We start from the raw sequence: 22,289 nt of genomic DNA on the forward strand, positions 1-22,289 counted from the left end.
TCCACCCCTTTCCTTTCATGAATTTACTAATCTATTCTCTATTCGTAATACTCAGCAATTTGCTCCCATTCCCCTTGCAATTCAACGCCCATTGCTTCAGCGGCACCCTTATTGATCAATAATTTTAAATTTTGTGGATATTTTGCAGGCAATTGCTCAGGAGTTTTCTCACCCTTAAGTATTTGTACAGCCATCTCCCCAGCTTCGTACCCAATATCATAGTACTCAAAGCCATAGGCTGCGAAACCACCCCGCTTGACTGAATCCAACTCGCCCACAAAGAGGGGAATTTTATTATCCTGTGCTACTGAAATCACAGATTCTAAGGCGCTTACCACTGTATTATCCGTAATAATATAGAAGAAGTCCACGCGACCTACCAGTGATTCTGCTGCCTGCTTCACTTCTGCAGATGTAGATACCGTTGCATCCACGATGGTGAGATCTGTACCTTGTAAAGCATTCCTTGCCATCTCTACTTGGGCAACAGAATTCTGTTCCCCAGCATTGAAAATCATCCCGACACGCGTACCAGGGAAATACTGATCCATGAACTTAATTGTATTGGGAATAGCATCTGGGTGATTATCTGTGGTCCCAGTAATGTTCGGACCTGGTTGATCCATGGCCGTAATCAATTGAGCGCCGATGGGATCCGTAACAGAGGTGAAGATAATCGGAATCTCCTCTGTCACACTTAACGCAGCCATGGCATTGGGTGTAGCATTGGCAAAGATCAAGTCCACCTTATCTCCCACCAACTTTTGCGCGATGGGTCCTGTATTGTTCATATCATTCTGAGCATTATGCACCTCATAGCGAAGATTCTTCCCTTCCTCAAATCCAGCATCCTTGAGTGCCTGGCGAAATCCACGTTGCGCTTCATCCAATGAGGGATGCTCCACAAACTGACTAATACCAACCACAACCTCCTTGCCATCACCAGTTCCTGTACTACTAGACTGCTTCGAATCATTAGAACTGCATCCTGCCAATAAAGCCAAGGATAGTGCGAAGGCACCCATCGCCTTTACCCATTTTGAATGTCTAAGCCGATTCACTTTCTTCCTTCCTTCATGCATTCACAATGAACCTCCTAATTTGCACTTTTTTGATGTAGCGTACTAAATTGTTTAAATAATTTGAATTTATTTTAAACGATTCATGGCCATGACGCAACCCTATTATTCACCACTCATACACCACTCACAGCATCATCCTGAGCTTATTTCTGAAAAAGGTGAGGAATGACTTGCTGCGCCCCTGCTAGCATATTTCGGAATATCACTTGAACCGGTTGAATCTCCTTAATCAAGCCAACACTCGTACCTGCCAAGGTCATTCCTTCTGCCAAATCGCCATGGAGAGCACCGCGCAGATGTTGCTCTTCCGAAACCCATTCCAACCACTTCTCACGATGAAGCAGTTGCTGTTCTCCTTGCTGTTGTTGCTCGTCTCGCTGTTGTTGTTCTTGCTCTAGCAAGCGCTGGGCATACACCGTCTTTAATAAACGACGTGGCGACCCCCATTTTATCCCTACGACTAGCGTCTCTTCTGGGTCGCTTGCTTTACAGAGGGCCTCCTTATAATTCGAATGTGCCTCCATCTCCTCCGTTGCTACCAAGCGCGTCCCTAGTTGAACACCACTAGCGCCTAAGATCAGTGCTGCTGCTAACCCTCTGCCATCACTGATTCCACCTGCCGCGATCACAGGAATGCTTACCTGACTGGTGACAAGAGGAAGTATACTCAGGAGTGGACTAGCTTGTGGTGAAAGCATCCCGGCAGCCTCAATGCCACTAACGATCAGTCCATTCGCGCCTGCAGCTTCTGCCTTTTGCGCTTGTGCAAGTGTGGAGACCATGACCAACGCCTTTATTCCCCATGCCTGCAGCTGTGCAATATAGGGCTGAGGATTCCCCGCAGAGAGAGTGATCGTTTGAATTCCTTCCTGTTGAGCTAGTCGAAGCACTCCTGCAGGATCAGGGTGAACTTGAATGGGGAGATTCAACCCTAATCGATTACTATGCTTAGTTAAGGCACGAACCTGAGCAATCCTACGACGGATTTCCTCCAAAGGCATGGTGCCTACCCCGATCACCCCTAGTCCACCCGCTTCACACACAGCTGCTGCTAATCGTGAACTACTCAAATTCCCCATGGCACCCTGTAGAATGGGAAGCTCAATTCCTAATAAGCTTTGTAGATTATCCATCCCCATTGATCTCACTCCCAACTGCCTTCACCAGCAGAGAAATCCCCTGCCCTACCCCGACACACATGGTGGCCAGTCCCCAGCCTCCGCCATCGCGCCAGAGCTGATGGATGAGGGTGGTCAAAATTCTCGCACCCGAAGCACCCAAGGGATGACCCAAGGCGATGGCACCGCCATTGGGGTTGAGCTGTTCCTCCGTGATCCCCAACTCTTTTGCACATGCCAATGCTTGTGCTGCAAAGGCTTCATTCAATTCGACCCGTTTCATCTCTCCAATGGAGAGACCGAATCGCTTTAATAGCTTCTGTGTAGCAGGGATGGGTCCTGTCCCCATGATCCGTGGTGGTACCCCTGCTGTTGCGCCTCCTACCACCTTCGCCATGGGCTGCAAACCGTACTCCGCCGCCTTCCTTCTACTCATTAAGAGCAGTGCTGCCGCTCCATCATTGATCCCTGCTGCATTCCCTGCTGTGATGCTGCCGCCATGAAAAAGCGGCGGTAATTGCTCAAGCTTTGCAAGGGTGGTTGTGGGCCGAGGATGCTCATCCCTAGTGACGATAACGGGAGCATCTCCTTCTTCTTTCAATTGAAAGGGGATGGGTACCGGAATCAGCTCCGCTGTAAAATTGCCTTGTTCCACAGCTTGAGCAGCTTTCAACTGACTATGTAGGGCAAAGTAATCCTGCTCTGCTCTGGAAATGCCATAGGCACGTGCGACATGTTCAGCCGTCTCCGGCATGCTTTCACAGCCATACTTTGCTTCCATCAGAGGGTGGGTAAAACGCCAGCCAATGGTGGTGTCATATAGGGTGGGTGCTGGTCGCAGATAGGGCGTAGCTGATTTTGCCATCACATAGGGAGCTCGTGTCATACTCTCCACGCCACCCGTGAGCACTACCTCCGCTTCTCCGGTCATTATGAGCCGAGCCCCATAGAGCACAGCATCTAGACCAGAGCCACAAAGCCGATTTACGGTGACACCGCTCACCGTCACAGGTAATCCAGCCAGTAAGGAAGCCATCCGTGCCACATTGCGGTTATCCTCCCCTGCTTGATTGGCACAGCCCATCACCACCTCATCGATACTCCCCCAGGGAAGAGATGGATGACGATGAAGTAAAGCTTCAATCACCACCGCCGCCAGTTCATCAGGACGGATCTTAGCTAATACACCACCATAGCGGCCAATGGGTGTACGAACTCCATCAATCACTACCGCCTCTTCCATGGTTCTCCTCCTTCGGGTATTCATAAACACCCCGTCCGCTCTTTCTTCCGAGCCTCCCTGCCTCTACATACTGAACGAGGAGGGAAGCAGGACGATACTTCTCCCCAAGACTCTCGTGGAGGGAGCGTAAATTATTCAGACGTGTATCAAGCCCGACTAGATCAGCAAGCTCTAGTGGTCCCATGGGGAAATTCAGTCCGAGTTTCAACGCCTGATCAATCTCCTTAGCACTGGCGATCCCTTCCTCGAGCATGAGGAAGGCTTCATTGCCGATCAAGGCGCTCATCCTTGTGGTGACAAAACCTGGAGATTCATTCACCACAATACTCTCCTTCCCCATCTGATGGGCCACCTCTTCAGCAAGACGTACTGTCTTTGGTGAGGTCTCCTTTCCCTTCACCAGTTCCACCAGCATCATCCGATGAACAGGATTGAAAAAATGCATCACCATCACCTGCGTTGGTCGCTGGGTGGCAGCGCCGAGCAGGGTTGGACTCAGCGTAGAGGTATTGGATACAAAAATTGTCTCCGGTGGTGCTAAGCGATCCAACTGGCGGAAAATCGCTTGCTTCAAGGCTAAATTCTCTGGCACTGCCTCAATCACCAATTCCGCACCTGCCACAGCCTCCGCCAATGAGGTGGTGAAACGGATCTGGGGAAGTACGGCTGCATCACCACGCTCATCCCAGCGTCTCATTACGCTGCGTACTTCATCCAACACATCCTGTTCTCGATCTACCAAGGTGACCTGAAAATGATGGCGAGCTGCCTCATAAGCGATCCCCTTCCCCATCACTCCTCCACCGATGACCGCAACCTTCTTCTCCCCCATCAACCAATGCCTCCCATCAACGATCTATCACCGCCGTAAATCATTGGCTCTTAAAACTCTACCTTATAGTGGCTCTAGCACATGCTCCCCATAGTAGCTAATCACACTCTTGGTCTCCATATAGAGATCCAGCGCTTCTAAGCTCAACTCCCGGCCAATACCTGATTCCTTAAATCCGCCAAAGGGAGAACCAGGAAATGCCGAGAAGGGAGAATTGACCATCACCGTTCCTGCTTGTAGCCCTTTGGCCATCCGTATTGCCCGCCCCTGATTTCCTGTCCAAACAGAGGCAGCAAGGCCATAGGAAGTATCATTGGCTAGCTGTAGCGCCTCCGCCTCATCTTTGAACGGCATGACCACAAGGACGGGACCGAAAATCTCCTCTCGTACCACACGCATGGATGGTTGTACGTTTCCGATGATGGTAGGTGCATACCAATAACCACCCTCATAGCTTTCCACAGCTTGCTCCTTGCCACCTAATAAGAGGGTTGCTCCTTCCTCAAGGGCAGAGGTGACATAGCCATGGATCGTCTCCAGCTGTTGGCGACTAATAATGGCACCCATCTGCGTCTTGCGGTCGAATGGATCGCCAAAGCGTAAGCCCTTTGCCCGTTCAACGAAGGTTTCCACAAAATCCTCGTAGATCGTCGACTCCACCAGCAGGCGGGAACGGGCTTCACATGATTGACCTGCATTGTAAAAGATCCCGTAGAGAGCAGCATGGAGTGCACCATTCCAATCTGCATCAGCGAAGATAATGTTCGGTGATTTCCCACCTAGCTCCAAGGTGACTCGCTTCAAGGTGCTCGCAGCTTGAGCCATAATCGTCTTTCCTGTGGCAGTCTCCCCGGTGAAAGCCACCTTATCCACATCCGAATGATGAACCAGTGCCTGCCCTACGCTTTGACCCGGTCCTGTCACCACGTTGAAAACGCCGGGTGGTACACCTGCCTCATGGGCGATCTCCGCCAGCATCAAGGCGGTAAGTGGTGTCAGACTGGCTGGCTTTAAGATAATTGAGCAGCCTGCAGCCAGGGCTGGCGCCACCTTCCAGGCTGCCATCATCAGTGGATAATTCCATGGAACGATTTGCCCACACACCCCGACGGGCTCCTTCTCTGTATAGTTAAAAAAGCCTGGTGGCATCTGATTGACATGACCACGTTGGGTAGCAATGGCCGCTGCGAAAAATTCAAAGTTCTCGATGGCTTGAGCCACCTGCCCCTTTGCCGCTCCGATGGTTTTTCCGGTATTGAGAACCTCCATTTCGACTAGTTGATTAAAACGTTCACGCATCTTGGTGGCAATCGTTGAGAGAACACGTGCCCGCTTATTTACAGGCATCTGTCTCCACACCCCGGAGGTGAAGGCTTGACGAGCTGCAACCACCGCCTGCTCTACATCACGCTCATCCCCTTGAGCGACACGAGCCAATGCCCTCCCTGTGGCAGGATTAAGAATGGTGGTATACTCTTCGCTATTACTAGCCACGGCCTTTCCTCCGATCCACATGGGATAGAGTGGTTGTGTTCCCTCCTGATGAGCTTGCCAAGATAATGCTTCCATACTCATTGCTTCTCCTCGCTCCTTCCTATTCTCCATTAAAACGGGGCTGCCTTTTTTCTCGAAATGCTAGCAAGCCCTCCTGATGATCCTCCGTCGTAGCTAGAAGTGCTTGAACTCTCCCTTCCTCCTGCAATAACTCCTCCAATGAAGAAGTAGCATGCTGTTGAATCAGCCTTTTCATCTCCCTGACAGCAAGAGGTGGTAATTGTGCGAGACGGCGAGCCCATTCTGCTACCTCTTGCTCAAAATGTGGCTCACGAGCGACAACATCAGCCATCCCCCACTGTCGTGCTGTACCAGCATCAATACTCTCTCCTGTAAGTAAAATCCGACGAGCAAGCCCTTCACCTACTAAGCGGGGCAAGGTATAGAGTAAACCGGTATCTGGCAGTAAGCCGATCTGGAAAAAGGCAGGTACTAAGCGGGAAGTCTCGCTAAAGATCCGGATATCTGCTAACATGGCGAGGCTCATGCCAGCTCCTGCAGCGACGCCATTCACCGCAGCAATCACCGGCTTTGGAAATCGGATCATCCCCTTCGCCACCCGATGATAGTACTGAACCAACTGCTCCTCATAATGAAAGGCAAGCGTTGTCGAATCACCTCCCGTTGAAGGGGCTGATGAATGAGCAGTACTTAACCCATTGATTTCCTCTAAATCCTGACCTACCGAGAAGGCAGACCCTGCACCGCTCAACACGAGGACCCGAACCTCATTACAAGTTGTTAGCTCCTCGATGGTTTGTGCCATTGCCTGCAACAACGGACGGTTCAAGGCGTTGCGCTGTTTCGGACGGTTCATGGTCAGCCATGCAACACCAGATTCTACCTTTCGTTGAAGCATCTCCATTGTTCTCCCCCCTCACCTTCCCGTAAAACGTGGTGATCTTTTCGCTTTGAAGGCCCTCATCCCTTCCTTTTGATCCTGCGAAGCGAAGAGCAGATAAAAATTCTTCCGCTCCCATGCCATCCCTTCTACTAACGGGAGATCCTGCGCCTTATTCACCGCTTCCTTGATGAGACGTAAGGCAAGGGGCGCTTGACTGGCGAGACGCTGAGCGTAGATGGTCACCTCCTGCTCCAGCTCCTGCTCAGGGAATAGTCTTACGATAAGGCCTGCCTGCCAGAGCAGTGTTGCCTCTAGCATCTCTCCACTCCACAGCCATTGCAGGGCACGGTGCTTACCCACTGCCTTGGTCAGATACTGGGTTCCGCCTGCACCTGGCATCACACCTAGCTTCACCTCTGGAAAGCCAAAGCGGGCATCGGCTGCGGCGAAGATCAGATCACAGTGTAGGGCCAGTTCAAAGCCACCCCCTAAGGCAACACCATGGACTGCTGCGAGTAGGGGCTTCTTAATGAGCCTGATCCGATCCCAGACAGCGAACTGGTTTAACTGCTCTAGCTGAATGGGATCAGCTTCCATCATCTCATCGATATCTGCACCTGCCGCAAAGGTCTTTCCCTTCCCCAGAAGGATGATGACACGAACCTCTTCATCGCCATCGAGATGCTCCAATGCCGTCACAATCTCCTCTACCATGGCACGATGCAAGGCATTGAGCTGCTGTGGACGGTTAAGATAGAGCTTGGCGACAGATCCTTCCTTCTTTACCTTAATGTAGCTATGGTGGCTCATACCTCTAATTCTTCCTCTACCTGTTCATCCTCCTCATCCAACTCCTCACCAATCATTAATGTCACCAATTCATCAGCAAAGGAGAAAAGATCCTTCGCTGATGCTTTGCCTTCCGATGATTTCATCGCTGCTAGGAGGGATTCATGATCCTCATAGTACATCTCACAGAGCAGATAATAAGGGGCCTCCCCCATGGGAGCACCCACAACCCGTGTCACCTTCATTCTCTGCAATCCAGGGATCTTGGCTGTTAATGGAACATGGGTAGAAAAATAATGTTGATCAAATGCCGCTTGATCAGGAGCTGGTTTATACAGAGCCATCAATTTCACCATAATATTTCCTCCTTTGATCCTTTTCATTTTTTCACCTTAGTAATATTAGGGCTTCCTCTGACCCTCAAGGCTTCATCCCTTCAAACGGATTATTGCATCCATAGCAATAGAAGAGACTGCGGCAGGCTGTGGAGCCAAAATGATTTTCTCGCCTTGTATGGACAGAACCACAAAAAGGACAAGGGGGTAGCCACTCCACTCCTGACTCTTGAGAGATGGGAGGAGGGGCAATTCCCAGAGCGTTCAGCTTGCGCCGCCCCTCCGCAGTGATCCGTCGCGATGACCAAGGTGGATCATGGGCCATCACAACCTGTATCGATCGCAAACCTACCACCGGCTTAAGAACCTGCTCCACCTCATGGGTCAGCATGATGAAGGCAGGACAGCCAACATAGGTGGGCAGTATCTGAACTAGCACCTCATTCTCCTCGATTCTTATACCGGCGATCATGCCAAGCTCCGCCATGGTGACAGGAGCTAATTCTGGATCCTCAATGGTAGCTAGTAACCGATAGATTTTCTCCATTGTTAATTGTGACAAGCTCCGCACCATCCTTTCATCCCTTCTTCCATCTCTTCTTACCAGGCTACCTCTGGTGCAGTCCCATACACCTCGCACAGGATTTGTAAAGCCTCCGTTAAGTGATGCGTATGCTCACCCTTACGCCCATCACCATGGAGCATCCCTGGTTGCTCTGTCACCTCATAGCCCAGCTGACTCAATTCTTTCTTGACCTGATGGGTCCAACGTTCCGCCATCACTTCGCCACTCTCTGTCAATTGGAAGCGAACCAACTGCTCCGCCATCGCCTCCTCGCCCATGGAAAATAGCCCCGCTGCATCTTGCCACGCCACTTGGAAAGCCTTCTCCATCCGTATTCTGGCCTCTGTTGTACTCTGGAGCAAGGGCTGGAGCCAAGTGCACCAATGTAAGCGATGATAAACCAGCTCCCGTTGGATCTGTTTCGCCAGTTGGCGTAGAGGAGTATAAGATGATGCTTCCAGACCTCGCAAGCGTTCTTCTTTTGCCAAGGTATAGAGCCAGTTTCGTACCACTGTAAACGCCCAATCAAAGGCAGGCTTTTGCAAATAGTGGCCTGGTCCATTGGGTAGCTCTAGGAGCACCGCATTATGAAATTGCTCAGGAGAGCGAAGATGAGCGAGCTGGTCCACCTTCCCTACTCCCAATTGCTCTAGTAGTAGCATGTAAGCGTTTGCATGACCCATCAGATCTTGGCTAATTGAGCTATACGCCACATCCTCCTCAATATGGGGTACCAACCCTAGCCATTCTGCGCCACGATAGGCAAGGATTAAATCATCATCAGCAAGCTGAAAGAGCAGTCTCTGCAAGGCTTGAGCATAGTCTGGATCCTGGAGAGCATCCTCCATCTGCCATTGCTTCATCTTTCCTCCTCCTCGCTGATGTATTTGCGCCACTGCCGACGTACCTCTCCATAACCCTTGGTCTCGCGATAAACCTTGTCCATCCGTTGAAACATCAAGCGTTCATCCTCATCAGTCATCCGAATATGGTCCCGCCGCACCACCCAGAGGTTGGTGCACGGCTCTCGGCGAAAAAAATTCTCCTTCGCAAGGAGCAATGCCATATCTTCATTTGGCGCAAGCAAGCTAAATTGATGGACCATAGGACTACCTGCGGAACGCTGGCTAAACACCTCATACACCTGATAAAATGCAGAAGCAGTTTGGTCTGTCATGATGGTCCACCCCCTCGGGCAGAGACAGCAAGCGCTTCCCTAACCCAGGCCTGAGCTTCGTAGCTTTCACGACGTAAATTGAGGCGCTCCTGTGAGCACGGTCCCTGATTATTGACGATCTGACGGAATACTTCCCAATCTGGCTCCTGATACTGCCAACGTCCCTCTTCTTCTACATAACGCAGGGTTGGATCAGGAATCGTTAATCCTAGCGCCTGAATGGCTGGTACATATTTATGAAAAAACTCCTGTCGTAATTCCTCATTGGTCTTGGATCGTATGCGATAAGCTAGATTTCGATCCACATGGCCTGCCCCAACCTGTGGAGAGGGACCAAAAAACATAAGCAGTGGAACCCACCAACGGCTCAGCGCTTCTTGAAGCATCTGGCGCTGCGCAGGTTCACCTTCTGCAAGGGTTAGAATAATACTCTCACCATGCTGGGCATGGAAGACCTCTTCAGCACAGATACGATGAAGAGCACGAGCATACGGAGCGTAGGAGCAATCCAACATCATCCGCTGCGTGATGATAGCTGCGCCATCTACTAGCCAAGCGATCACACCTGCATCCCCCCAAGTGGGCGCTGGCATATGAAACACATTGTGGAACTTTAATCTTCCTGTAAATAGATCCTCCATAATTTCAGCACGCCCTTTGCCATAGGGGCGTAAGAGGTCTTCTGCCACACGAAGAAGAAGCTGTCCATGTCCCATCTCATCCTGAACCTTGGCCATGATGGCCAGCTTACGACGTAAGGTTGGAGCACGGGGCACCCATTCTTTTTCTGGTAAAGCACCCATAATCTCACTGATGCCATGCATTGTGATAAGACGAATCAGAGCCTGTCGGTAATCTTCAGGCATCCAGTCATCGGCTTCGATCTTATGACCAGCTTCGATCCGTTCCATAAATGCTTGATGACGCTGACTCTCTTGATCTTGCATCAATGTAGGTTGACGCACAGTGACACCACCTTTCAGAACTGACAAAAAAAAATCGCAACCGATATCAGGGGTGAGAAGTTTTGAGAAGTTGTTGATAGAACTTGAAGAGAATGTTGGAGAGTACACAAGAGGGAATAACGAATGTTGCATGAAGTATCAAACTTTTGCATGAGTATGTGAGGTTTCAATAGGTGAAGATGTGAGTGTGGTAGATTGTTTAGAGGTAGGTTGGAGATAATTTGCTGATTTGATCTTAATGGCAGCAAATCATATTGTCAATATTTTTTGATAATTCTAAAACAAAAGATTCTTCCGTAAAAAAATAGTCACCTTGGTCAAGGTGACTAAAATATCATATCTAGAAACTCTTCGGTGGTGATCTTACCAAAATAACTGCCTAGATCTACATTGACGAGACGTGCGGCAAGCGCTTCCCGATCGAAGGGACAGTTCACCAGTAATTCTTCCAATTGACTGATATCGTTCTGGGCAAAGAAGTCCCCAAAGATACGACAGGTTTGAATCATGTTCCCCTCCACATGGAGGCGGAGATCGATCTCTCCGATGGGGAAGCGTTGGCGATGTTGCACGTTAAAAGCAGGCGATTCTCCGAAATTCCACTCCCATTTTTGGTAGCGTTCCCGTGAGATAGCCATGATCTTTTCCCAATCTTCATCCCCTAACTGATAGCGCGGAATTGCTTTCAAATCATCCGTCTGGAAGATGGATTTGAGAATGGTCTGACGAAACTGCTCCATACTCATGGGCTCTGTCAAATAATCATAGATATTGGCCACACGGCTCCGAATCGATTTAATCCCTTTGGAGGCGATCTTATCCCCCTTTACCTTGAGGGCTTGTACCACATCATCCAAATTGGTATTGAACATCAGGGTCCCGTGGCTAAACATGCGCCCGCCTGTAAAGAATTGTGCATTACCTGAAATCTTTTTGCCTTCAACAAGGATATCATTACGGCCGCTTAGCTCAGCAGGTACTCCCAGCTGATGTAAGGCTTCTGTCACAGGCTGTGTAAACTTCGCGAAGTTATGGAAACTCTCGCCATCATCTCTGGTAATAAAGCTAAAGTTCAAATTACCTAGATCATGATAAACAGCACCACCTCCAGAGAGGCGACGTACCACATGAATGCCATGATCTTTTACATAACGATCATTGATCTCTTCTACCGTATTCTGATGCTTGCCAATGATGATGGAGGGTTCATTGATATAAAACAATAGATAGGTTTCATCCAATGGCAGATGCTTTAACGCATACTCCTCAATTGCTAAATTGATCCGAGGATCTGTCACATGTTCATTATCGATGAATCGCACACTTCCCCACTCCCTCTATTCTCGATTCCTATTTCTGTTCTTTTCCCTCTTCTGTTACCTTTGCATTGCTTTTTCATTTTCTTTCTTCAGAAGCTCTTCAAATTGTGATGCTGGTATGGGTTTGCTATAGTAATAGCCTTGTACCTGATCACAGCCCTTTTCCTGAAGATACCATAACTGAGTCTGATTTTCCACACCTTCTGCAACCACCTGGAGCTTTAGGCTATGCCCCAGCGCAATCATCGCTTCTGCAATGATGGAATCATTGGTGTTCAGATCGATCTCCTGAATAAATGAGCGATCAATCTTAAGGGAATCAATGGGGAAAAGCTTTAAGTAGCTAAGAGAGGAGTAGCCTGTACCAAAGTCATCGATAGAGATCCTGACCCCTAAGCGGTCTAGCTGATGCAAGGTGGTGATAACCAGTTCCTGATCCTGCATGCTGATACTCTCCGTCAACTCAATATCCAAATATTCTGGCTGGAGCTGGGTCTCTTCCAATGTCTGGCTCACCATCTCCATGAGATCATGCTGAAGAAATTGACGAAGGGAAAGATTAACACCGATCTTAATGGGAGGATAGCCAGCCTCTTGCCATGCTTTGTTCTGTCGACATGCTTCATGAAGCACCCAACGTCCGACAGGAATGATTAAGCCCGTCTCCTCTGCAATGGGAATAAACTGCAGAGGCTGGATCATCCCCTTCTCGGGGTGAATCCAACGAATCAGTGCTTCTGCACCGATGATCTTGCCTGATTGTATGTCAACTTGAGGCTGATAATAGAGTTGAAATTGATTACTCTCCATCGCCTTTCGTAGATCTGTCTCCGTCTCTAAGCGAATCTGAGATTGACGGTTCATCCCTTGCTGATAGCAGACCGCCATATTGCCACCCTGAAACTTGGCACGATACATGGCTGCTTCTGCATTCTGTACTAATTGATTGGCTGTTGTTCCATGCTCTGGATAGGAAGCAAAACCGATACTAATATAGACATAGCACTCCTGCTCTTCTAAATAAAATGGCTGGCGTAATAAGGTTTGTAGCGAGGCAATCCGTTCTTCAATATAGTGACTATCCTGCTGTCCCGTGAAAAGCAGAAAGAACTCATCGCCACCCTTACGAGCCAACCATTCACCATCCTCAAGCCATACCTCGATCCGTTCAGCAACACTCTGTAACAGCTCATCCCCAATAAAATGACCAAAGCTGTCATTGATCAGCTTAAAGCGATCAATGTCGAAGTAGGCAAGAACAACACGAAATTCTGGATGTTCAAATGCACGTTTAAGGATTGCAGTTAATTGCTTCTCTAGAGAGAGCATGTTGGGGAGTCCGGTTAGCATATCGTGGTACGCTAAAAACCTCAGCTTCTCCTCCTGCATCCGATGCTCTGTCACATCTCGTTGCACGCCAATATGACCACGAAAGCGACCAGCTTCATCATAGATGCAGATATAGTCCCCTTCTACCCAGATTATCGAGCCATCCATTCGACGCTCCTGGGTAATCATATGGGTCCGACCTTGCTCCAGCATCTCCCGCCAAAGCTTTCTTGCATAGGAAAGGTGATCAGCAAAAAGCTGGGCAGGTGTTTTTCCCAGCATTTCTTCAATGGTAGTCCCATACTGATTGGCCATGGCTTGATTAATTTTCACCAGTTTTTGATTAACAAGAATATGATCCAAAAGCGCCTCTGTATCCTCTGCATGCTGCCAATCCACCGGATCCTCAAGCATCATGAAGAAACAGCCCTCTAGGCTTTGCGAGAGAAAAAGATCAAAAAAGGACTCCTGCTGTCGTAGCTTTTCTTCCAGTTGGATAGACTCCGTGGCTTCTGTAACGATGCCAATCACATCAGATGATATATTGGATTCCTCAACACTGGTGAGCACATGATAGTAAAACCTTCCTTGATGCTCAATATGAAATTCCACATTTTCTCCGCGCAGGGTCTGTTTTACCATCTCATCAGCTTGGGCAAAATAAGATGGAGGAAGTACATCCTTTAACAGAACCTTATGGGGCAGATTGGTGGGGAGTCCAAACTCCCAAGTTAAACCGCCTTTATTATAGAGAAGCCACAGGCATCCATCAGGATCGCGATGTATACGAAAAAAATTGTAGGGTAGATGATCGATCACTTTGATAAAGTCCTGTAGAATCATCTCATGGTTGTTCATAGATTTCTTCCTCTTCCACTACTTTCCTCAGATTTAATGTTTCTATTGTACTATAACTTCCTGCTTAATTCATATCAAATACATGGTACTTTTGGGCTATTTCTAGCCAATCACTCCGCTTCTTACTACCTAGCTTCTTACTGATGTTTTGGCGATGATTCTCTACCGTTTTTACAGCAATATTTAATTTATCCGCAATCTCCTTCTGAGTATGGCCCATGACAGTGAGGATAAAGACCTCCCGTTCCCGAGGTGTAATGGGCAGATCCCATGAGGTACGGTCCAAGCTATTTTGGCCATGTTGAATCGTCATCTGATCGAAGACTTTATTACCTGCCATAATCAGGTCAAGAGACTGAATCAGTTCATCGCTCTTAATGCGTTTCACGAGATAGCCATCAGCTCCATACTCATAAGCACGCTTCTGATAACCAATATCATCATACATGGAGAAGATTACAATCCTTGCACTAGGTAATAGCTTGCGCAACTGGATCAGTGTCTGAATTCCATCCATTCCTTCAGGCATGGATAGATCAAGCAGAACCAAATCCACCTCATGGTTGGTCGCTTGTTGAACTGCTTCTCGCCCATCTGAAGCAAACATAAAACCATCTACTGGAAATGCATCCTTCATCAATAGTGCTAACCCATCACGAACCACTTCATGATCATCAACAATCATGACACGCATAAACTTTCCTCCTCAAATATAGGTTCATTACTCCATACCGATAGTTTACTTAATTCAATCTCTACTTATTTAATGGGATAAATCCTTCCACTCGGGTGGGACCACCAGGTTGACTAATCCACTTAATCTCCCCATCTAGCATGTGGATCCGTTCTGTCATATGTTTAATCCCCAGGCCCTTTGGTTGCTCCTCTTTCATGTGAAATCCTTCACCATTATCCATAATTTCAAAGAAAATTTGGTTCTGATACGCTTCTACACGGATTTTTAATTGCTTCGCCTTGCCATGGCGCACTGCATTATGAACGGCTTCCTGAATGACGCGGAAGAGATGAAGCTCCTGTTCAGAATTGAGTCGTTTATGGTCAGGAATCTGATAGTGGCATTCGATCTTGACCTGATACATCTGTTCCCAATCTGTCACGGCCTCCCGTAATGCATCCTCAAGACCAAGATTATCGATCAACTGGGGACGAAGTTCTTTGGTTAGTCGCTTGATATCCTGAAGAGTGCGTTCCATGATGGTCACCATTTTATTAAGATGTTTCCGATAATCTTCATTGGTAATATGAGGTTTAATGCCTTCTAAGCCTAAATAGAGACTGTAGACACTTTGGCCAATCTGATCGTGGAGTTCACGAGCTAACCGCTTCCGTTCTGCCTCCTGAGCAAGCATGGTCTCTTGAACAAGTAGTTGTTTTAGCCTTGCTTCCTCCGAATCAGGAGTCCAAGGCACCGGACGCATCACTAACACATGGTACCATTCATTTTCAATTGAAATCCGGCTAACACTCATTTCAAAATTACGATCTACCCCTGGGTAATTGGGCATATGGGCAGTAAAGTTGGGTAATGGTCCCTCAAGCGCTAGTAGACAGCGTGTTTCCCCATTGAAATAATTGCGAAGCTGACAATAGCTACAATATGGAACAAAGTCTCCAATATTCCAACCTGTCATGCTTTTGGCCTGAGCATTAAGATAGGTAACCTTACGTCTCTCATCTACCACAACAATACCCTCATGGAGCTCTTCAACAATCTGTTTAAAATGTAGTGATTCCATATTTTCACCTCCTATACGATGATCTTTCACAAAACATTCAATGTTCAATAATATGTCAAACATTAACGAAGAAACCGTGGAAAGCGTTGGCGCTAGGGATGTTAGCTTCATAGGGGTTTTATAGTGAAAACCCTTTTGTCACAAATCATTCAAACGCTTTCAAAATTGAACGTGCATCCGCGGAAAAACCCTATATCATATGAAATGTAGCAATCTTATACTTAAATTATAACAGCTAGTCTAACTTAACTAAGGGAGGGTTATTGAACAATGAGCGACATTCTTTTACTCAGTAGGTGGCAATTCGGAATCACTGTCGCCTATCACTTCCTGTTTGTCCCATTGACAATCGGGCTTGTCATCCTAGTGGCAATCATGGAGACCAAGTTTGCTCGCACTGGTGACCATCTATACCGAAAGATGGCCGATTTCTGGGGTAAACTCTTCACCATCAACTTTGTTTTGGGGGTTGTCACGGGTATCACCATGGAATTCCAGTTTGGAACAAACTGGTCCGAGTACTCGAAGTATATGGGGGATATCTTTGGTTCACCACTAGCCATCGAAGCGCTTTTGGCCTTCTTCCTGGAATCAACATTCCTCGGAGTATGGATCTTCGGGAAGGATAAGATTTCACCCAAATTGAGAGCCATCTCCATGTGGATGGTCGCCCTAGGTACCAATATTTCTGCCCTATGGATTATTACAGCCAATGGTTTTATGCAGAACCCAATGGGATATGTATTGAACAATGGTCGTGCAGAATTAGATAGCTTCGGTGAAATTCTATCGAACCCTTATGTATGGCATATGTTAATCCACACCATCGTCGCCTGTTATGTAGTAGGCTCTTTCTTTGTAATGGGTATTAGTGCTTACCACTTACTCCGTAAACAAAATGTAGAATTCTTCCAACGCTCCTTCCGTATCGCTTTAATCATGGCTTTGATTGCAACTACTGCAACACCATTGATCGGACATAAGAATGGTACATTCGTTGCACAAGTTCAACCAGCTAAAGCGGCAGCATTAGAGGCTGTTTGGGAGACTGGAAGCGGTTTGCCATTCCATATTATCTCCTTCCCAGACCCAGCTAATGAACGGAATATCGAAGCCTTACCAATTCCAAAAATGGGTAGCTTCCTTTATACCAATTCTTTCAATGGTGAAGTAATCGGCCTGAAGGATATCCCAGAAGATGAACGTCCACCTGTTCTCCCTGTTTTCTATAGCTTCCGCATCATGGTTGCTTTAGGTACGTTCTTCTTGCTTGTTTCCTGGTTTGGATATTATCTCTATCGCAAAGGAAAGCTCTTGGTATCTCGTCGTTATCTGAAAATCATGCTCTATTCTATCCTTCTTCCTTATGTTGCAACAACTGCAGGATGGATCGTTGCTGAGATGGGACGTCAACCTTGGATCGTATATGGATTAATGAAGACCAATGATGCAGTATCACCAATTGCTTCCTCACAAGTTTGGTTCTCATTAATCGGCCTCATCGTCTTCTATACAACCTTAATTATCGCTGACGTTTATCTATTGAAAAAATATGCTAAACAAGGGCCTGACATGGATGATCACTTCCAAACTCCAAATCCAGTAGACCCACAACAACCTGCTGTTACTGCCGCAGGTACGAAGGAGGTTTAAGCCAATGTCCCACGATACACTAGCTATTATCTGGTTCGCTCTGTGGGGTGTGCTTTGGGCCGTATACTTCATTCTTGAATCCTATACATCTGGAACGGGAATGCTCTTCTCCTTCATTGCAAAAGACCGACAAGAGCGGAACCAATTACAAGAGACCGTCGGACCTTTCTGGGGTGGGAATGAGGTTTGGTTGATTACCGCTGGTGGTGCTACCTTTGCCGCTTTCCCTATCACCTATGCCAATATGTTTAGTTGGCTTTATACACCACTGATGTTAATCTTGTTTGCCCTGTTCTTCCGGGCAACTGGCTTAGAGTTTATGCATAAGGATGATAATCCAAAATGGCAAGCCTCTTGGAAATGGGCTTACAACATCAGTAGTTTCTTAATTCCATTACTCTTTGGGGTAGCCTTTGCCAATCTCTACTATGGACTACAAGTAACTGAAAATGGATACGAAGGAACCTTACTCTCCCTTTTGCATCCCTACGGATTATTAGGTGGCGTACTCTTTGTCGCCCTATCCCTTCTGTCCGGTTCCCTCTGGGTATCCCTCAAGAACTCAGGTCCTGTGGCAGAGCGAGCTAAACGACTCATCACCTATTTCTGGGTCATCTCTGTTGCAGTATTAGCCATCTTCTTTGTGGCAACGAACAATCGTACACCATTACTTGATAAGTTTGCAGATTATCCTGTTCTCTGGGTATTCCCAGTATTAACACTGGTACTGCTCGTACTTGTTAAGCCTTTTGCTAGTAAGGGGAAATTCGGCTGGGCTTGGATTTTCACAGCACTCTCCTTCCTGATGCTTATGGCCACTGGTTTCATCGGGATGTTCCCAAACATGCTACCAACTATCGATCCACAATACAGTGTCAACCTCTTTGATGCACGTGGTAGTGCAAAGAATCTGCAGATCATGTTCATTGTTGCACTAATCTTTGTACCAATCGTCATCGCTTATCAAACCTGGGCACACTGGCTCTTCCGGAAAAAGATCGATAAAGACGAAGCTAAGGGATATCATTAATAATAAGTGATAAGTGGGGGTCAGACCCCCACTAAGTTAATGCGTTAAAGCGGCGGGGGTCTGACCCCCATCCCATCTAAAAAGGGCACATCCGAATGGATGTGCCCTTTACAATTCCAACCACTTCAAATCCGCCTCTAAATGCAGAATTGCCCCTTCCACAAGGAGGATCATCGCATGATCCTCCACTGGATCCAACTGCGTCCGTAATGCTCGCATCTGTAGCATATTCCTTAGAATCATTTCCTTCTGCCGGCGGATCATCTCCTCCTCCTGATGGAATTGGATCTGCTTCGCACATAATAGCTTAAAGTAGAATTCATCTTTTAAAAGAGAACGCTCTACCGGACCAATTAACCATTGATAGAGCTCCTCTCTTCCCTGCTGTGTAATCTGGTATTCCTTCTTCTCTCCATGTTCAGCATTTAGTGGTTCAACAAGACCATCACGGACCAAACGATCCAGCGTGGTATAGATCTGACCCACATTGAGATTCCATTGATGATGTACCATCTCATCGAAGGAGATTTTGATATCGTACCCATGTCGAGGTCGGCTATATAACAAGGTGAGAATGGAATGACGAACGCTCATGAAATCAATCTCCTTTTGTACTTATAGCTATTCATAGCGAAGCGCAGAATGGAGTTCCATCTTAACTGCACGCCTTGCAGGTAACAATGCTGCCAGCAAACCTACCAGCATCGAGAAAAGTATTGCCACAACGAGTACCATTAGTGGAACTGAGTAGGGAATCGTCATCGAGGTACTAAGCATAGCTCGATTTACATTGATGAAAAGTAGACCGAGACCGACTCCTAACCATGCCCCACAGCTACCAATCATAAACCCTTCTGCGAGAATTACACGATAGATTTGACCACGGGTAAAGGCGATGGCACGCATCACGCCTAACTCTCTTGTTCGCTCTAATACATTGACGAACAAGGTGTTCACAATCCCGATCCCAGCAATGAAGATGGTGAAGAATAAGAGTCCTTGAAAGAGCCCTCGCACTCCTGGAAGTGTATCCTGGGCGCGTTCTACCTGCTCCTCCACACTGATGATACGGTTTACATCCGTTCCAAGCCTTTGAAATAGGTTTTTCTTAATGGCTACAGTAGACTGGCTCTCGTCGATACTTACCAATGCTCGATAAGCCTTGGCGCTTCCCAAGGTAGATGAAAAATGGGGTCCAGAGTAAAAAGCCACATATCCATTATCATGGAGGGTATCTACAACACCTAGCACCGGGAGAGATACTTCACCATTGGGTGTATCGAAAGAGATTACTTCACCCACTGCACCTCCCCATTCCCCAAAAGCATAGGAGCCGAGCAATACACCTTCGCCATTTTGAAAGGCGGTCCTTTGTTGCCGCGCAGTATCACCATTCTCCTGTAGACGATAGAGCGGATTTTTCTCCAGCCAAGCTGGATCAACTCCAACCACTTTAAACTGCCTTCGCTCACCTGTTCCCTCCCTCTCCCACTGAACTTGGGTCTCCCACATTTTCGTAACGTCCTTCACACCTGATGTGCTTGCAATGAGCTGTAAGCCCTGGTCATCCAGGGGCTGCTCCATCCGAACCTGGAGCTGTCCACCAAATGTTGTTCGAACCTCTTCATCCACCATTTCCTCCATCATCTGAAAGAGCGAGGAAACCAAGAGGAGCACAGCCACACCATAGGAGAGGATCACCGCTGTATTACTAGTACGGGTGATCTGACGCTTCAATGCTGTATTTGCCACCTCACCTGGATAGCCCCAGAGCTTCTGATTCCACCATGCTAGGAAGCCTTGTAACAGTTGAAGGAAATAGGGATAGAGGAGGAACAGACTAACCAATAATGAAAGGTAAGCAATGGGATGATGAAGGAAGCCTCCACCTAATAGGATAACACCCAGTACGAGTCGCCACCAGGGTAAGGGGGTAGCTTGTTCTCCCATTCCTGGCTTCAACACAGCAATAATGTTCACCCCACTCGCCTTCTTTACCGGGATGGCTGCTGCTAATAAGGGAATGATGAACCCGAGAAGGATTGTAACTGGCAGGGCCCACTTGAACTGAAGCTGATACTCCAGATTTGCATCGAAGGCACCAAATAAGAGAGTTTGCATTCCACCAGCCATCCAAATACCGAGGATGACTCCAATGAAGGTGCCACAGCTTGCCAACATCAGTACTTCACGTAGCACCATCTGCCCGATCTGTGCTGGTGTCAATCCTAAGGTTTTCATTACAGCAAACTCTTTACGTCGTTCCCAGATCGTTACGTAGAGTGCATTAAACAGAATAAAACCGCTTAACAGTAGGGCTAAAGCTCCCACAAGATAAAACATCAAATAAAGTGAATCTAAGGGATTAGTTCCCCGCTGATCCAGCACCAATGGATAGAGATGAATCTGCTCAGAATCCAACTGCTGACGAAGAGCTGTGAGATAGCTCTCCTGATCTACACCCTCATTCAATTGGATCCGAAACTCCTGAATTTCGCCCTGTAAGCCATGCCACGCTTGCAAAGTTGAGAGCGCCACCACAGCACGCCATTCTCCCCGATCGTCATCCACTCTTTTCTTTCCGCCATCGAGAAGAGGTGTATCTGCAACAATGGCTGTGATACGGGTATCCACCGCTCGTCCTTCGATCTGTAAGCGGATAGGATCACCACTCTTCACCTGCCAGAGTGCCGCTGCCTTCTGAGAAATGATGATGCCTTCCCCATGCAGATCACCTGCTAAAGGATGCAGATTGCTCATGGAACCATCGAGCTGGTCCAAGCCAGTGAGACGAATTCGCCGTTTCTCCCAAGGAATCTCCTGCGATTCTGACCACTGGATCACCTCCTGCCGATGCAGGACCTTCACCATTTCTGTCAATCCAGCTGTAGCACGGATCTTCTCTTCCCATGCTTCTGAGAGCAACTGATCTCGCCCTTCCACGAGGATATCCGCATTCCCATAGAAAAGCTTTAACTGTAGGTCAGTGATATGCTGGGTGGTCGCCACCGTCGTCAACACCATCATCATCATGGCAACACCCATGACGATGGCAATGAGCGTAAGAAAGGTCCGCCATTTTTTATGCATGAAGTTTCGCCAAGAAATCTGCCATGACATCCCCTTCCGCCTCCTCCCGTTGATTCACATCTACCTCAATCGCTCCATCCTTTAAGAGAATAGCACGTTCTGCAAAACTTGCAGCGTATAAATCATGGGTCACCATCACGATAGTAAGACCCTCTCTAGTATGGAGCTGAGAGAGTAAGGTTAGAATCTCGCTCCCCCTTTTGCGATCCAGATTACCAGTTGGCTCATCAGCTAAAACCAAGGGCGGTTGCATCACTAGAGCACGGGCCACAGCAACCCGTTGCTGCTGGCCGCCACTCAATTGGGAGGGAAAGGCATGCTCTTTTCCCAGCAAGCCTACTGCTTCGACGAGCACTTGAACACGCTCATGTATTTCTTCCTTGCTCTTTCCTGCTGCTTGCATAGGTAGGGCGATATTCTCTGCTACAGTCATGGCAGGGATCAACTGATAGTTTTGAAAGACAAAGCCAATGGTATTACGGCGAAAGAGGCAGCGCTTCTTCTCCGAGAGATTGCTTAGCTCAGTGCCATTGATTAACAGCTCTCCACCTGTAGGAAGATCAAGCCCACCGAGGAGATGGAGCAATGTACTCTTTCCTGAACCACTTGGACCCATAATGGCGACAAATTCACCTCGGGAAATGGAGAGATCAATTCCCTTCAGCGCATCGTAACGCTGATTGCCATTACGATAGCTCTTCTTCAAGCCTGTTGCTTTAATCACAAGCTTCACACCTTCCATATATACT

General features: G+C 47.8%; 21 protein-coding genes. 2 read left to right on the forward strand and 19 right to left on the reverse strand.

The genetic code is table 11. The annotated features are described in order from the left end of the window. Window positions 1-38: 38 nt before the first annotated feature. The 16 genes from BN1691_RS06385 to BN1691_RS06460 form a co-directional block, all read right to left on the reverse strand. The gene (locus BN1691_RS06385; protein WP_048601400.1) at window positions 39-1,082 is read right to left on the reverse strand and encodes an ABC transporter substrate-binding protein; all 1,044 of its coding nucleotides are present in this window, start codon (window positions 1,080-1,082) and stop codon (window positions 39-41) included. A gap of 143 nt (window positions 1,083-1,225) precedes the next feature. Continuing rightward, on the reverse strand, window positions 1,226-2,221 hold the full coding sequence (locus BN1691_RS06390; protein ID WP_048601401.1) for an NAD(P)H-dependent flavin oxidoreductase: 996 nt from the start codon (window positions 2,219-2,221) through the stop codon (window positions 1,226-1,228). Then, window positions 2,208-3,443 (reverse strand): acetyl-CoA C-acyltransferase, encoded by a 1,236-nt coding sequence (locus tag BN1691_RS06395; protein WP_048601402.1) that lies wholly within the window; start codon window positions 3,441-3,443, stop codon window positions 2,208-2,210. Before BN1691_RS06395 ends, BN1691_RS06390 begins: the two co-directional genes overlap by 14 nt. Next, window positions 3,421-4,275, reverse strand: a complete 855-nt coding sequence (locus BN1691_RS06400; protein ID WP_048601403.1) for an FAD-dependent oxidoreductase — start codon at window positions 4,273-4,275, stop codon at window positions 3,421-3,423. The genes BN1691_RS06395 and BN1691_RS06400 overlap by 23 nt, the downstream gene beginning before the upstream one ends. 63 nt (window positions 4,276-4,338) lie before the next feature. Next, window positions 4,339-5,790, reverse strand: a complete 1,452-nt coding sequence (locus tag BN1691_RS06405) for an aldehyde dehydrogenase family protein (RefSeq protein ID WP_390621637.1) — start codon at window positions 5,788-5,790, stop codon at window positions 4,339-4,341. Between the two features lie 79 nt (window positions 5,791-5,869). Beyond that, window positions 5,870-6,694, reverse strand: coding sequence for an enoyl-CoA hydratase/isomerase family protein (locus BN1691_RS06410; RefSeq protein ID WP_048601405.1), 825 nt, complete (start codon window positions 6,692-6,694; stop codon window positions 5,870-5,872). A gap of 12 nt (window positions 6,695-6,706) precedes the next feature. Next, complete coding sequence (locus tag BN1691_RS06415) at window positions 6,707-7,483, reverse strand: enoyl-CoA hydratase/isomerase family protein (RefSeq protein ID WP_048601406.1); 777 nt, start codon at window positions 7,481-7,483, stop codon at window positions 6,707-6,709. Further along, window positions 7,480-7,818 (reverse strand): EthD family reductase, encoded by a 339-nt coding sequence (locus BN1691_RS06420; protein WP_048601407.1) that lies wholly within the window; start codon window positions 7,816-7,818, stop codon window positions 7,480-7,482. Before BN1691_RS06420 ends, BN1691_RS06415 begins: the two co-directional genes overlap by 4 nt. A gap of 64 nt (window positions 7,819-7,882) precedes the next feature. Next, the gene (paaD, locus tag BN1691_RS06425) at window positions 7,883-8,359 is read right to left on the reverse strand and encodes a 1,2-phenylacetyl-CoA epoxidase subunit PaaD (RefSeq protein ID WP_187116859.1); all 477 of its coding nucleotides are present in this window, start codon (window positions 8,357-8,359) and stop codon (window positions 7,883-7,885) included. A 38-nt stretch (window positions 8,360-8,397) separates the two neighbouring features. Further along, the gene (paaC, locus tag BN1691_RS06430) at window positions 8,398-9,225 is read right to left on the reverse strand and encodes a 1,2-phenylacetyl-CoA epoxidase subunit PaaC (protein ID WP_048601409.1); all 828 of its coding nucleotides are present in this window, start codon (window positions 9,223-9,225) and stop codon (window positions 8,398-8,400) included. Then, window positions 9,222-9,539, reverse strand: a complete 318-nt coding sequence (paaB, locus tag BN1691_RS06435) for a 1,2-phenylacetyl-CoA epoxidase subunit PaaB (RefSeq protein ID WP_048601410.1) — start codon at window positions 9,537-9,539, stop codon at window positions 9,222-9,224. The genes paaC and paaB overlap by 4 nt, the downstream gene beginning before the upstream one ends. Further along, window positions 9,536-10,486, reverse strand: coding sequence for a 1,2-phenylacetyl-CoA epoxidase subunit PaaA (gene paaA, locus BN1691_RS06440; protein ID WP_048601665.1), 951 nt, complete (start codon window positions 10,484-10,486; stop codon window positions 9,536-9,538). Before paaA ends, paaB begins: the two co-directional genes overlap by 4 nt. Window positions 10,487-10,830: 344 nt before the next feature. Continuing rightward, the gene (locus BN1691_RS06445; RefSeq protein ID WP_048601411.1) at window positions 10,831-11,826 is read right to left on the reverse strand and encodes a lipoate--protein ligase; all 996 of its coding nucleotides are present in this window, start codon (window positions 11,824-11,826) and stop codon (window positions 10,831-10,833) included. Between the two features lie 54 nt (window positions 11,827-11,880). Further along, window positions 11,881-14,010, reverse strand: coding sequence for a putative bifunctional diguanylate cyclase/phosphodiesterase (locus BN1691_RS06450; RefSeq protein WP_048601412.1), 2,130 nt, complete (start codon window positions 14,008-14,010; stop codon window positions 11,881-11,883). A 64-nt stretch (window positions 14,011-14,074) separates the two neighbouring features. Next, a complete protein-coding gene (locus BN1691_RS06455) occupies window positions 14,075-14,704 on the reverse strand; it encodes a response regulator transcription factor (RefSeq protein ID WP_048601413.1) in 630 nt (209 codons plus the stop codon). 61 nt (window positions 14,705-14,765) lie between these two features. Then, window positions 14,766-15,767 carry a sensor histidine kinase gene (locus BN1691_RS06460; RefSeq protein WP_048601414.1) on the reverse strand — a complete coding sequence of 334 codons (1,002 nt, stop codon included), beginning with the start codon at window positions 15,765-15,767 and terminating at the stop codon, window positions 14,766-14,768. Window positions 15,768-16,037: 270 nt separating this feature from the next. Here BN1691_RS06460 and BN1691_RS06465 point away from each other — a divergent pair, with 270 nt between their 5' ends. Together BN1691_RS06465 and cydB are read left to right on the forward strand one after the other, a co-directional pair. Beyond that, the gene (locus BN1691_RS06465) at window positions 16,038-17,420 is read left to right on the forward strand and encodes a cytochrome ubiquinol oxidase subunit I (RefSeq protein WP_082147039.1); all 1,383 of its coding nucleotides are present in this window, start codon (window positions 16,038-16,040) and stop codon (window positions 17,418-17,420) included. Window positions 17,421-17,424: 4 nt separating this feature from the next. Continuing rightward, entirely contained in the window at window positions 17,425-18,450 is a 1,026-nt protein-coding gene (gene cydB / locus BN1691_RS06470; RefSeq protein ID WP_048601415.1) for a cytochrome d ubiquinol oxidase subunit II, read from the forward strand. Between the two features lie 108 nt (window positions 18,451-18,558). Here the strand turns inward: cydB and BN1691_RS06475 are convergent, their stop codons facing one another. From BN1691_RS06475 to BN1691_RS06485, 3 genes are read right to left on the reverse strand one after another with little or no spacing between them, the layout of a single operon-like run. Next, entirely contained in the window at window positions 18,559-19,044 is a 486-nt protein-coding gene (locus BN1691_RS06475; RefSeq protein ID WP_048601416.1) for a PadR family transcriptional regulator, read from the reverse strand. A 27-nt stretch (window positions 19,045-19,071) separates the two neighbouring features. Continuing rightward, window positions 19,072-21,570 (reverse strand): ABC transporter permease, encoded by a 2,499-nt coding sequence (locus BN1691_RS06480; protein WP_048601417.1) that lies wholly within the window; start codon window positions 21,568-21,570, stop codon window positions 19,072-19,074. Further along, window positions 21,533-22,264, reverse strand: coding sequence for an ABC transporter ATP-binding protein (locus tag BN1691_RS06485; protein WP_048601667.1), 732 nt, complete (start codon window positions 22,262-22,264; stop codon window positions 21,533-21,535). Before BN1691_RS06485 ends, BN1691_RS06480 begins: the two co-directional genes overlap by 38 nt. Window positions 22,265-22,289 lie beyond the last annotated feature (25 nt).

It is taken from the genome of Rubeoparvulum massiliense (genome assembly GCF_001049895.1).
GTDB classification, from domain to species: Bacteria; Bacillota; Bacilli; order Rubeoparvulales; family Rubeoparvulaceae; genus Rubeoparvulum; species Rubeoparvulum massiliense.

Excerpts from the sequence above, each read along its gene's own strand:
- cydB (WP_048601415.1), top strand. The coding sequence starts at position 17,425 with ATGTCCCACGATACACTAGCTATTATCTGGTTCGCTCTGTGGGGTGTG.
- BN1691_RS06455 (WP_048601413.1), bottom strand. The coding sequence starts at position 14,704 with ATGCGTGTCATGATTGTTGATGATCATGAAGTGGTTCGTGATGGGTTA.
- paaA (WP_048601665.1), bottom strand. The coding sequence starts at position 10,486 with ATGCAAGATCAAGAGAGTCAGCGTCATCAAGCATTTATGGAACGGATC.
- BN1691_RS06480 (WP_048601417.1), bottom strand. The coding sequence starts at position 21,570 with ATGTCATGGCAGATTTCTTGGCGAAACTTCATGCATAAAAAATGGCGG.
- BN1691_RS06385 (WP_048601400.1), bottom strand. The coding sequence starts at position 1,082 with ATGCATGAAGGAAGGAAGAAAGTGAATCGGCTTAGACATTCAAAATGG.
- BN1691_RS06460 (WP_048601414.1), bottom strand. The coding sequence starts at position 15,767 with ATGGAATCACTACATTTTAAACAGATTGTTGAAGAGCTCCATGAGGGT.
- BN1691_RS06400 (WP_048601403.1), bottom strand. The coding sequence starts at position 4,275 with ATGGGGGAGAAGAAGGTTGCGGTCATCGGTGGAGGAGTGATGGGGAAG.
- BN1691_RS06390 (WP_048601401.1), bottom strand. The coding sequence starts at position 2,221 with ATGGGGATGGATAATCTACAAAGCTTATTAGGAATTGAGCTTCCCATT.
- paaC (WP_048601409.1), bottom strand. The coding sequence starts at position 9,225 with ATGAAGCAATGGCAGATGGAGGATGCTCTCCAGGATCCAGACTATGCT.
- BN1691_RS06450 (WP_048601412.1), bottom strand. The coding sequence starts at position 14,010 with ATGAACAACCATGAGATGATTCTACAGGACTTTATCAAAGTGATCGAT.
- BN1691_RS06475 (WP_048601416.1), bottom strand. The coding sequence starts at position 19,044 with ATGAGCGTTCGTCATTCCATTCTCACCTTGTTATATAGCCGACCTCGA.
- BN1691_RS06405 (WP_390621637.1), bottom strand. The coding sequence starts at position 5,790 with ATGTGGATCGGAGGAAAGGCCGTGGCTAGTAATAGCGAAGAGTATACC.
- BN1691_RS06420 (WP_048601407.1), bottom strand. The coding sequence starts at position 7,818 with ATGGTGAAATTGATGGCTCTGTATAAACCAGCTCCTGATCAAGCGGCA.
- paaB (WP_048601410.1), bottom strand. The coding sequence starts at position 9,539 with ATGACAGACCAAACTGCTTCTGCATTTTATCAGGTGTATGAGGTGTTT.
- BN1691_RS06465 (WP_082147039.1), top strand. The coding sequence starts at position 16,038 with ATGAGCGACATTCTTTTACTCAGTAGGTGGCAATTCGGAATCACTGTC.
- BN1691_RS06410 (WP_048601405.1), bottom strand. The coding sequence starts at position 6,694 with ATGGAGATGCTTCAACGAAAGGTAGAATCTGGTGTTGCATGGCTGACC.
- BN1691_RS06395 (WP_048601402.1), bottom strand. The coding sequence starts at position 3,443 with ATGGAAGAGGCGGTAGTGATTGATGGAGTTCGTACACCCATTGGCCGC.
- BN1691_RS06415 (WP_048601406.1), bottom strand. The coding sequence starts at position 7,483 with ATGAGCCACCATAGCTACATTAAGGTAAAGAAGGAAGGATCTGTCGCC.